Here is a 10,158-nt window from a genome sequence, read left to right as displayed (position 1 = left end):
GGCGTATTCAGTCAATCCTCGTCCAGCTCGCAGAGCGGCCTGTGCTTGAACGAATTTTCCCAGCATCCCTCAACTCGTTGAGAACAAGCCTGATCGTGGCGCTACTCACTCCAGGGAGCGCGCGACGCACATCGGCGATCTTGAATTCTGCCGGCGCGTGCTTCAGGACGTGGACGCGCACACGCTCCTGCTTGGAAAGCCCACTTGTTCCGTGCTCTGCGGCGATACGCTGCTCGAAGGTGTCGTAGGCGCCGTCGAGGATCGTGGTGATGTACTCGACCCAGGGCCAGATCCGGTGTTCGCCCTGTCGCCAATCCTGCTGCGACTCTTGCAGCGAGGCGTAATAGCTGTTCTTCGACTCGAAGACGCGTTGCTCGACGCTGACGTAGCGGGAGACCCCGTAGCCCTCGTGGAGGAGCAGGTAGCTCGTCAGGATTCGGGCGACACGACCGTTGCCGTGGGCGAAGGGATGGATTGCGAGGAAGTCGAGGATGAACGTGGCCATCAGGACAATCGGGTGTGCGACGCCAGCCGTAGATGCATCGTTGTAGCGATCAACGAGCTCGCGGAGTAGGTACTCGGTCTCCTGCCACGGCGGAGGCTTGAAGATGACGATGCGCTGGCCGTCCTCGTAGCGAACGATCAGGTTGTCGTCGGTCTTCAAATTGCCACCACGGCCGCCGGTGTACCGAAGGAGCTGGCGGTGGATGTGCAGGATGAATGGCACGGAGAGTGCTTCGAGCTGGTCGCCGCGCATGATCTCGTCGATCGCGTCGCTGTAGCCTGCGAACTCGCGTTCGTTGCGATTGCGGAAACGTGAAGGCGTGCCTTCCTGGACAATCTGCTCGGCCCGTTCAGAAGCGACCACCACGCCTTCGATCGCGTTCGAGGCCGTAACGGAAGCGACCCGCGTCTGCTCGGCGAGCGCACTCAGCAACGCCGGAAGTTGGTCTCGGTAGAGCGACTCCTGGCCGAGCCCGAAGTCGATTCGCGCTAGGACGGCGCCGAGCCGAGGTGGTTGGGCTGCGAAGCTGCGGTCGAGATCAAGAAAGCTCCTCATCGTGCTAATCCTACCATAAACGTGATAATCTGAACTTCTTTTAGCACGTTTATAGGTCGATTGGCACGTTTACAGCTGCCTCAGCGCCGAAGAACTGCACCGAGCTGCAGGGCGCCCGATCAAGCAGCGCCGCAAGGAGATGCGCGCCCGCATCTCCTTGCGGCGCGCCGAAGCCGGCTCCCGAGCCGGCGCTCGCCGCCGAGCCCGAACCCTTCTAGGGCACGTCACCTCTCGATCAGAAAGTCATCCGAGCGCCCGGAGGATCACCTCTGGGAGCTCGGCGCCCGCGCGGGCCTGAGGCGCGTTGAGTCCTGCGCAAGCGGCGCTCCGAGCCTCGATCGGAGTCCTCGAAACAAGAAACGGCGACCCCTGGGGCCGCCGTCTCGGTCTTCGCTACCTCGTCCGATCTGAATTTCTGAAGTGATTCGTGAAGCAGTCCTTATGGAGGCGGCGGGAATCGAACCCGCGTCCGCGGACGCACCGAACAGAGTGTCTACGAGCGTAGTTCGCCTTGAATCTCGCCCGACGGCCGATGGCGAACGACCTACCGGCGGGCCAGTCAATCCTGAAATGTCGCGCTTCGGGCGATTGACTCTCCCTCTGCGCCGAGCCCGATGGTTAGCGCCGGTTCTGGCCTCGGGCCCAGCCAGAACGGGCGTCGCTAGCTAGTCAGTGACTAGGCAGCGATTGCGAGATCTGAACGATTCGCATTTGTGTTGTTTCCCGGTGGATTAACGAGGCCGACCGGGGACCTCGGCTCGCAACTCAGCCGGAGAACCGACCACGTCGAAACCAGGTCGCCCCCGTATGTCATTTCTACTCCTGCCATTGTAGCCGGAGGGTCGCTGGGCGCGATAGTGCTGCGCCCGAAATATAGGATTGCTGCATGGACGCTCCCGCCCTGCAGGCCAAAGCCCAGAGACTGCGGGCGCTGCACGTCCGGATGCTCGCCGCACAGGTTCCCTTCGCCGAGATCCAAGGATTCTTCGCCGAATAGGCTGCAAAGGGCAGACAAGTCGTCTCAACCCGAGTATCGTTCTCGAAGGACAACGCCGACGAGAGGGAGTCAAGTGTCACACGTCGTACCGCGGCCGTACGAGAACCTGGTCGACCTGCGCGATCGGGCACGCGAGGAGGTCGGTAAGGTCGTCATCGGGCAGGACAGCGCAGTCGATCTGCTGCTCGTTGCTGCACTCGCCCAGGGCCACGTCCTCATCGAGGGCCCGCCCGGGAGCGCGAAGACGCTGCTCGGACGAGCGATGGCGCACGTGCTCGGCGCGAAGTTCAAGCGCATCCAGTTCACGCCGGATACGACGCCGGACACGATCACAGGGATGAACACCACAAGGATGGGTGAGGCCGTCTTCCTCCCCGGAGCCGTGTTCACGAACATTCTCCTCGCCGACGAGATCAACCGCACGCCGCCGAGAACGCAGGCATCCCTGCTCGAGGCGATGCAGGAGCGTACCGTCACGGTCGACGGGAAGACACACCGTCTCCCCGACCCCTTCCTCGTGATCGCAACGCAGAACCCCTACGAGCAAGAGGGCATCTACCCGCTGCCCGAATCGCAGCTCGACCGCTTTCTCTTCAAGATCAACCTCGAGTACACGGACGCCGAGCACGAAATCGAGATGCTCCGGCTCCCGCATACCGGGGTGACTCCCGACATGCTCGGCGAGATCCGGTCACTCCTCGGGATCGTAGGACTCGACCGCGCGCGGAATGAGCTGGACGAGACCGAAGTGCCGCGCGATGTTGCGGAGTACATCGTCAAGGTCGTAAGGGCGACCAGGGACAACCCCGAGGTCGAGCTTGGCGCCAGCTCGCGTGCGGCGATCCACCTGCTGAGCGCATCGAAGGCTGAAGCGCGACTCGCCGGCCGCAACAATGTCACGGTCGCCGACGTTCGTTCGGTCGCGCCGTATGTGCTCCGGCACCGGCTCATCTGTCGCACCGGCACGACGCCCGACGAAGCGTTGACCTCCGCACTCAACTCGTAGGAATGTCCGCGCGACGCCGATACGTCGCCGCGCGGACCCGGTCGTTTCAGGCGAGAGCCTCGGTCAGAGCCCTCTCGGTCAGCACGCGCGCCAGATGGGCCCGGAACTCGGCCGACGCTGCAGTGTCACTCGACGGCTCGGTGCCGTCCGCCGCGTGAGCCGCCGCCTCCGCGACGGATGAGCCGGCCGCAATCGCGGCCTCGACGGCAGATGCACGCAGCGGCGTCCCGCCCATGTTCGTGAGAGCCACCGAGGCCGACGCCGCCGTGCCGTTCTCGTGCTGCACGAGCGCGGCCACGCCCACCGTCGCCCAGTCCTGCGCGCGACGGTGATATTTCAGGTACGACCACCCGGTCGCGTCCCCGAGCTTGGGAACCCGGATCTCGATCAGAAGCTCCCCGGGGCCGACAGCCGTCCGGAAGACGCCCGTGAAGAAGTCGCCCGCACCGACCGTCCGCTCGCCGCCGCTCCCGACGATCACGAAGGCCGCGTCGAGCGCAAGCATCACGGTCGGGAGATCGGAGGCAGGGTCACCGTGCGCAAGTGAGCCGCCGATCGTTCCGCGATGCCGCACCTGCGGATCGCCGACCTGGCCGGCGGTCGTGGACACGATCGGGCAATGCTCCTGGAGGAGCGGATCGTCGTGCACGGCGGCATGTCGCGTGAGAGCGCCGATCGCAAGCTGGGAACCGGCGTCACGAACGTAGGCAAGGTCGGAGAGACGACCGATGTCGACGAGCTTCGAAGGCCGAGCAATGCGCAGCTTCAGCGCAGGGACGAGCGAGTGCCCACCCGCAAGCACCCTCGCATCGGGGTCGGCAGCGAGGAGCGCGAGAGCGTGCTCGACGGACTCCGCCACCTCGTAGTCGAACGCCGCAGGAATCACTGCTTTGCCTCCTCGATCGCGCGCCAGACTCTCTCCGGAGTCGCCGGCATCTGGATATCGGTGACGCCGAGATGCGCGAGCGCATCGATGACCGCGTTGATCACCGCAGGCGCGGCCGCGATCGTCCCGGTCTCCCCCACGCCCTTGGCACCAAACGGGTGGTCCGTCGCCTTGCTCTCCGTGCGGTCTAGCTGGTACGACGGCAGCTCGGCCGCCGAGGGCATGAGGTACATCGCCATCGTCCCGTTCGCGAGGTTGCCGTCCTCGTCGTAGATCGCCTCCTCGTACAGCGCGGTTGCGATCCCCTGAGTGATGCCGCCGTGCACCTGACCGTCGACGATCAGGGGGTTAACGACCGTGCCGACGTCATCGATCGCGACGTAGCGGATCAGGCGTGCATCTCCCGTCCCCGTGTCCACCTCGACGACCGCCGCATGTGCTCCACCGGGCCAGGAGAAGTTCGGCGGGTCGTACGTCGCCGTCGCCTCGAGGTTCGGCTCCATTCCATCGGGCAGGTTGTGCGCTGCGAACGCCGACCACGCCGCGCCTTTCACGGTCATCTCCTTGTCGGGCGAGCCCTTCACGGTGAACGTCCCGGCCGCGTACTCGAGATCGTCGGCCGAAACCTCGAGCTGGTGTGCGACGATCTGGCGCGCCTTCTCGATGATCTTCTCTCCCGCAGACCAGAGCGCAGCGCCGCCGACGGGAAGGCTCCGGCTCCCGTAGGTATCGAGTCCGTACGGCGAGATGCTCGTGTCACCGTGCAAGACCTCGACCTCCGACGGATCACACCCGAGCTGCTCGGCCACGATCTGCGACCACGCCGTCTCGTGTCCCTGCCCGTGGGGCGAGGTGCCCGTGACGACCTGGAACGTCCCGGTCGGCAGGCACCTGATAGTGGCGGACTCCCAGCCACCCGCCGCGTAGCGGATCGCACCGAGGATCCGCGACGGCGCGAGACCGCACATCTCGTTATAGGTCGAGAAGCCAATTCCGATTTGCTTCACGTCGCCGCTGTCGCGACGCGCCCGCTGCTCGGCTTCCAGCTGCTCCAGGCCCAGATGCTCGAGTAGACGGTCGAGCGAGGCGTGATAATCGCCGCTGTCGATCGTCAGCCCTGACGCGATCGTCGCTGGGAACTCCGTGATGAAGTTCCTCCGGCGCAGCTCGAGCCGATCCATCCCGAGCTCCTTCGCAAGGAGATCCATGGTGCGCTCGAGCACGTACGTTGCCTCCGGGCGCCCTGCTCCCCGGTAGGCGTCCGTCGGCGTCGTGTTCGTGAAGACACCGGTGAACGTGACGCTGTAGTTCGGGATCGCGTACGGGCCGGCATAGATCCAGGCTCCGAGCAGGGGGATCCCTGGCGTGACCAGCTGGAGATACGCGCCCATCGACGCGATCACGTTCGCGCGGAGCGACGTGATCTTCCCGTCCTTCGTTGCGGCAAGCTCGAGTGTGGTCACGAAGTCCCGACCGTGGATCGTCGAGACGGCGTTCTCGGAACGCTCCTCGATCCACTTCACGGGACTCCCGAGCCGACGCGCAATCGCAATCGCGAGGAGCTCCTCGGCATAGACATCCAGCTTGGAGCCGAAGCCACCCCCAACATCCGGAGCAATCACGCGCAGCTTGGTCTCGGACATCCCGAGCGTCGCAGCCGCGAGCAGTCGCAAAAGGTGCGGCACCTGCGTCGACGACCAGAGCGTCACGTCACCGCCCGGCTCGGGACGCGCGACGACGCCCCTCGGTTCGATCGCGTTCGGGATCAGCGGCGGTTGGTAGTACGTGTGCTTCACGATCACGTCCGCTGCGGCATCGAAAGTTCCCGTTTCGAGGGGCCAGACGTAGGAGACATTCGTACCGAGCTCCTCGTGGACGAGTGCCCCACCATCCTGCGCGGCGATAGCAACATCCACGGCAGCGTCGAGCACTTCATAGTCCACATCGACGAGCTCCGCGGCGTCGACGGCGTGCGCCCTCGTGTCGGCGATCACAACCGCCACACCATCGCCTTGGTAGTTGGCCTCGGAGGCGGCGAGCGGGAAGTGCTCGGGATTCTTCATATCCTCGGTGACGGGCCAGGCGCAGGGCATTGCCGCCTTCCAGTCGTCGCGGAGGTCGGCGCCGGTGAAGACCGCGACGACACCCTCCGCTGCCTTCGCGGCCGCTAAGTCGATGGACATGATCCTGGCGTGGGCGTACGGGCTACGAACGACGACCATCACGACCGTTCCCGGGAGATCGAGGTTGTCGACGTACGTTCCCCGACCCCGGAGGAGTGGATCGTCCTCCTTGCGCTTGAGGGGCGCACCGATGCCCCAGGTCTCGGTCGCGCTCACGACGTGCTCCCTGTTACGTCGGCGATCGCCTCGATGATGTTGTGGTACCCCGTACAGCGACAGAGGTTGCCCTCGAGCCCTGCGCGGATGGCGGCGCGGTCGCGCGCCTCACCGTTCTCGATCAGCGAAACGGCAGCCAAGACCATTCCCGGCGTGCAGTACCCGCATTGCAGAGCGTGATGATCGTGGAACGCCTGTTGCACCGGGTGCAGCTCGCCGTTTGTAGCAAGCCCTTCAATCGTGGTGATCGTGGTGCCGTCAGCCTGGACGCCGAGGATCGTGCACGACTTCACCGACTGGCCGTCGAGCAGCACCGTGCAAGCGCCGCACGAGGATGTGTCACAGCCGACATTCGTGCCCGTGAGCGAGAGTTGCTCGCGCAGCACGTGGACGAGAAGGTCGCGCGGCTCCAACTCGAGCTCGTAACGCACTCCGTTGACGGTCAGATCTACCGGGCGCAAGAAACGGCCTCCCTTTCGCATCGAAGACGGCTACGTGGACTCGACGATACTCCTCCTTCCGCGCTCTGCCAAAGCGTCGTTACTCTCCCACGATGATCGAGATCGAGGAACTCCGGGAAAACGAGCTCGATCGCTGGCTCGCCTTGAGCAACGCGGTGCGCCCAAGCGATCCGCTGACGCCCGCGATGATGATGGACTGGTGCGGGCAGGCTGACTCGATGATCTGGCTGCTGGCGACGATCGACGGCGTCGACACGGCCGTCGGGCACGGGATCATCGGATGGCACGCCGAGCCGGGGATCTGTCAGCTCGAGGTGAGCGTTCTCGAGAGCCGCCGTGGACACGGACTCGGCGCGGCTCTCCTCGAGCGCCTTTCTGCCTGGGGGCTCGCGGGGGATCAGTCGGCTGCGGACGGAACGATCGACGAGCTCGACGCGGCGTCACTTGCCTGGGCCGAGGGCCGTGGATTCACCGAGGTCGGCCGGAACTCGACGCTTCGCCTCGATCTCGCGCGGGTCGCCCGCCCGGAGATCGACCCGCCCGACGGGATCGTGATCACCTCGTGGGCCGACCGGCCCGATGCAATCCGCGGCATGTACGAGGTCGCGTGCGAGACGTATCCCGACGTCCCCGGCGAGGAGTTATCGGAGATGGCGCCGTTCGAGAAGTGGCGGGATAACGATCTCGAGGGTTCAAGCGACCGACCCGAGGCGACCTTCGTCGCGCTCGCCGAAGCCGAGGTCGTCGGATACGCGAAGCTCTCGCTCTCCGAGGCGCTCCCCACCGTGGCCTTTCACGACATCACGGGCGTGAGGCGCTCCTGGCGTGGCCGCGGGATCGCCGGAGCGCTCAAGCGCGCGGAGATAGCGTGGGCGATCGACAACGGCTACGCGGCGCTGAGGACGTTCAACGAGGAGCGAAACGCGCCGATCAGGGCCCTGAACGAACGGCACGGGTACGTGGTCGAGCCGGGCACGATCCGTGTTCGCGGCGGCCTTACCGCCGCGCCTTGAGCTCCCTGTCCATCTGGCGCTTCGCGTCGCGATCGGCGATCGCGCGGCGCTTGTCGCCCTTGTCCTTGCCCCGGCCGAGCGCGATCTCGACCTTCACCTTCCCGTCTTTGAAATAGAGTTTCGTCGGGACGAGCGTCAGCCCCTTCTCGCGGACCTTGGCGTAGAGGACGTCGATCTCGTTCCGCTTCAGCAGCAACTTGCGATCGCGATCCGTGATGTGGTTCGAGATGTTGCCCTGCGCGTACTCGGAGATCGAGGCGCCGATGAGCCACATCTCGCCGTTTCGCACGTCGGCGAAAGCGTGGCCCAGCTGGGCGTGGCCGGCGCGCAGCGCCTTCACCTCAGTGCCGCTGAGCACGATGCCCGCCTCGACGCGCTCGAGCAACTCGTAGTCGTGCCGCGAACGGCGGTTCTCGGTAATGAGCTTCGTTCCTGTTGGCTTGGCCACGGGCCGATTGTAGGGGCGCTTCAGGGTCTCGCGCGCGGCGGCAGCAAGCAGGGCGCAGGTCGCGCTGGTGGGAAACCGCGATACGCTTCCTCATCGCGCTCTCCCACCCACGCGACCGAAACAGCTGTCGCACATCGGGAACCAGGGGGCACACGTCTTGCCGCACTTGCGGCAGCGGCCGATCGTCGGATCCTGCACCTCGACATGCAGGCGCGCGACGACGCGCGCTGCCGCCGCCTCCTCCAGTGCTGCCGCCCGTTCGATCGAAACGCCCCCCACGTCCGTGTACTGCAACGCAAACCAACGCAGAATACTTGCAGTTCGTCCAGCTTGCTCTGCCTCTTCGAGCGTCGCATCACGGAGGCGCGCCGGATCGAGCAGGAACGTGAGCAGCGATCGCTGCGCAGTGTCTCCCGCGACGGCGAGCGCCAACGTGGCGAGGAGCTCGGCGTTGTCCTCGTCCACCGGTGCATTGATCAGCTTCCAGGTGTCCTCGATCGTGAGTCGGCGATTGCGTTCGCGCAGTCGCCGCTCGATGGCCGCGAGACGACCACGCAGCGGTCCGAGCGACTCGACCGAGAGCCAGCTCTCGTACGCCCACGTCCGCGTCGCAACGCGATGCCAGGCTGCGAGGGCGGCGTCGAGACGCCGAGGATCGTCGATTCCGAGATCGGAGAGACGGGGCCTGATGCGTGCTTCGTCAACGATGCGGTAGCCGAGATGGCCGGAAGGGAGCAGGACGTGTGGCTGCAGGGCCTCCTCGACGATCCTCGGATCGGCATTCGCCCAGGCAACCCCGGTGAGGACACCCACGTGGCCACGCTCGACGAGGCCAAATCGTCCTGCCCTGCCCGCGATCTGCGCGAGCTCCCACGGGAGCAGGTCGCGCCGTGACTCCCCGTCGAACTTCGTCGTCTCGGCAAAGAGGAGCGTCTCACACGGCAGGTTGACTCCATGCCCGAGCACGTCGGTGGCGACGGTGACATCCGACGTGCCTCCGAGGAAACGGTCGATCTCCTCCCGACGCGAGCTGAGCGGCATCGCCCCGTAAAGGACGGAGACTCGACCCGAATGCAGGCGATTGATCTCGCCCGCAAGCGCGAGTACGGCCTTACGGCTGAAGGCGACGACGACCGTGCCCGGCGTGAGCCCGCGGAGCGCGCGCTCGCCGACGAACTCCAGAGGCAGGATCCGCTCGAACACCTTGATCTCTGCCTCGGGGAACGCGTGCAGGACGAGCGGCTCGGCGTCGAGCGCACCGAGCAGCATGATGTGGCGGTAGTCGCCTGCAAGCAGTAATCGCGTCCAGGCAGATCCTCGCTCGGGATCGTCGGCCCACTGCACCTCGTCGAGCACGAGCACCTCGCCGGAGCTCGGCGCCATCTCGACCGTGCAGCAGATGATCGGAGCGGTGTCGTTGACGCGCTCCTCCCCGGTGACGAGGCCGACCGCGTCTGCGCCGAGCTCGGCCGAGAGTCGCCGATGTGCCTCCTGCGCGAGCATGCGGAGCGGGCCGGCGTAGACACCGCGACCGCGCTCCTTCAACACCTCGAGTGCGTGGTAGGTCTTGCCGGAGTTGGTCGGGCCGAGATGAGCGACGACGGACTCGGGGGCGCTTCGTCGCTCGGGAAGCGTGATCTCGATCGCGCCCTCGGCGCGTTTCACAGCGGCCTGTCCGCCGGCAGCACGAGCGCGTTCGTGCCGCTCGGAACGGCTCGGGCGCTTCGCCCGACCGCGTCCCTGTCTGCGTCCGCCGGGCATGGAGTGAGGGTAGCGGCGGGGGCCGGGAGACAGGCTTCACTCACGCCCGTCACGAAGCGCGGAGGATCACGCGAAGCCTGCAAATGGAATCAGAGGGTCGAGCGGTGAAGCGGGCGACCAGCCTCACTCACCCGCGTCACGAATCGCAGATGTCAAGGGGCGTCGGATTGTGCGCCAGTTTCGGGCG

General features: G+C 65.8%; 8 protein-coding genes and 1 other RNA gene. 2 read left to right on the top strand and 7 right to left on the bottom strand.

Translation table 11 applies throughout. From position 1 onward, the window contains the following. Window positions 1–7 precede the first annotated feature (7 nt). Together ABIR74_RS08700 and ssrA are read right to left on the bottom strand one after the other, a co-directional pair. Entirely contained in the window at window positions 8–1,060 is a 1,053-nt protein-coding gene (locus ABIR74_RS08700) for a Fic family protein (RefSeq protein ID WP_348177108.1), read from the bottom strand. Between the two features lie 439 nt (window positions 1,061–1,499). Next, window positions 1,500–1,865: a transfer-messenger RNA gene (gene ssrA, locus ABIR74_RS08695) on the bottom strand. Window positions 1,866–2,130: 265 nt separating this feature from the next. Between ssrA and ABIR74_RS08690 the strand changes: the two genes are divergently transcribed. Next, window positions 2,131–3,063: a MoxR family ATPase gene (locus tag ABIR74_RS08690; RefSeq protein WP_348177106.1), complete on the top strand. Its 933-nt coding sequence runs from the start codon at window positions 2,131–2,133 to the stop codon at window positions 3,061–3,063. Between the two features lie 46 nt (window positions 3,064–3,109). On the opposite strand, the gene ABIR74_RS08685 is transcribed toward ABIR74_RS08690, so the two are convergent. From ABIR74_RS08685 to ABIR74_RS08675, 3 genes are read right to left on the bottom strand one after another with little or no spacing between them, the layout of a single operon-like run. Next, the gene (locus tag ABIR74_RS08685; protein WP_348177104.1) at window positions 3,110–3,949 is read right to left on the bottom strand and encodes a xanthine dehydrogenase family protein subunit M; all 840 of its coding nucleotides are present in this window, start codon (window positions 3,947–3,949) and stop codon (window positions 3,110–3,112) included. Further along, a complete protein-coding gene (locus ABIR74_RS08680; RefSeq protein ID WP_348177102.1) occupies window positions 3,946–6,288 on the bottom strand; it encodes a xanthine dehydrogenase family protein molybdopterin-binding subunit in 2,343 nt (780 codons plus the stop codon). The genes ABIR74_RS08685 and ABIR74_RS08680 overlap by 4 nt, the downstream gene beginning before the upstream one ends. Then, window positions 6,285–6,749, bottom strand: a complete 465-nt coding sequence (locus ABIR74_RS08675) for a (2Fe-2S)-binding protein (RefSeq protein WP_348177100.1) — start codon at window positions 6,747–6,749, stop codon at window positions 6,285–6,287. Before ABIR74_RS08675 ends, ABIR74_RS08680 begins: the two co-directional genes overlap by 4 nt. A 92-nt stretch (window positions 6,750–6,841) precedes the next feature. Here ABIR74_RS08675 and ABIR74_RS08670 point away from each other — a divergent pair, with 92 nt between their 5' ends. Next, window positions 6,842–7,762, top strand: coding sequence for a GNAT family N-acetyltransferase (locus tag ABIR74_RS08670; protein ID WP_348177098.1), 921 nt, complete (start codon window positions 6,842–6,844; stop codon window positions 7,760–7,762). Here ABIR74_RS08670 and smpB read toward each other — a convergent pair. Both smpB and ABIR74_RS08660 read right to left on the bottom strand, forming a co-directional pair. Further along, a complete protein-coding gene (gene smpB, locus ABIR74_RS08665) occupies window positions 7,746–8,210 on the bottom strand; it encodes an SsrA-binding protein SmpB (RefSeq protein WP_348177096.1) in 465 nt (154 codons plus the stop codon). The two genes, ABIR74_RS08670 and smpB, sit on opposite strands and share 17 nt — an antisense overlap. Before the next feature lie 90 nt (window positions 8,211–8,300). Further along, window positions 8,301–9,971 carry a helicase-related protein gene (locus ABIR74_RS08660; protein ID WP_348177094.1) on the bottom strand — a complete coding sequence of 557 codons (1,671 nt, stop codon included), beginning with the start codon at window positions 9,969–9,971 and terminating at the stop codon, window positions 8,301–8,303. Window positions 9,972–10,158 lie beyond the last annotated feature (187 nt).

This window comes from Gaiella sp. (assembly GCF_039915195.1).
Classification (GTDB): domain Bacteria; phylum Actinomycetota; class Thermoleophilia; order Gaiellales; family Gaiellaceae; genus Gaiella.
This window is presented reverse-complemented; position numbering and strand designations above follow the sequence as displayed.

What these genes read in the sequence shown, in the direction of transcription:
- ABIR74_RS08700 (WP_348177108.1), bottom strand. Translation starts at nt 1,060, where the DNA reads ATGAGGAGCTTTCTTGATCTCGACCGCAGCTTCGCAGCCCAACCACCT.
- ABIR74_RS08670 (WP_348177098.1), top strand. Translation starts at nt 6,842, where the DNA reads ATGATCGAGATCGAGGAACTCCGGGAAAACGAGCTCGATCGCTGGCTC.
- ABIR74_RS08660 (WP_348177094.1), bottom strand. Translation starts at nt 9,971, where the DNA reads ATGCCCGGCGGACGCAGACAGGGACGCGGTCGGGCGAAGCGCCCGAGC.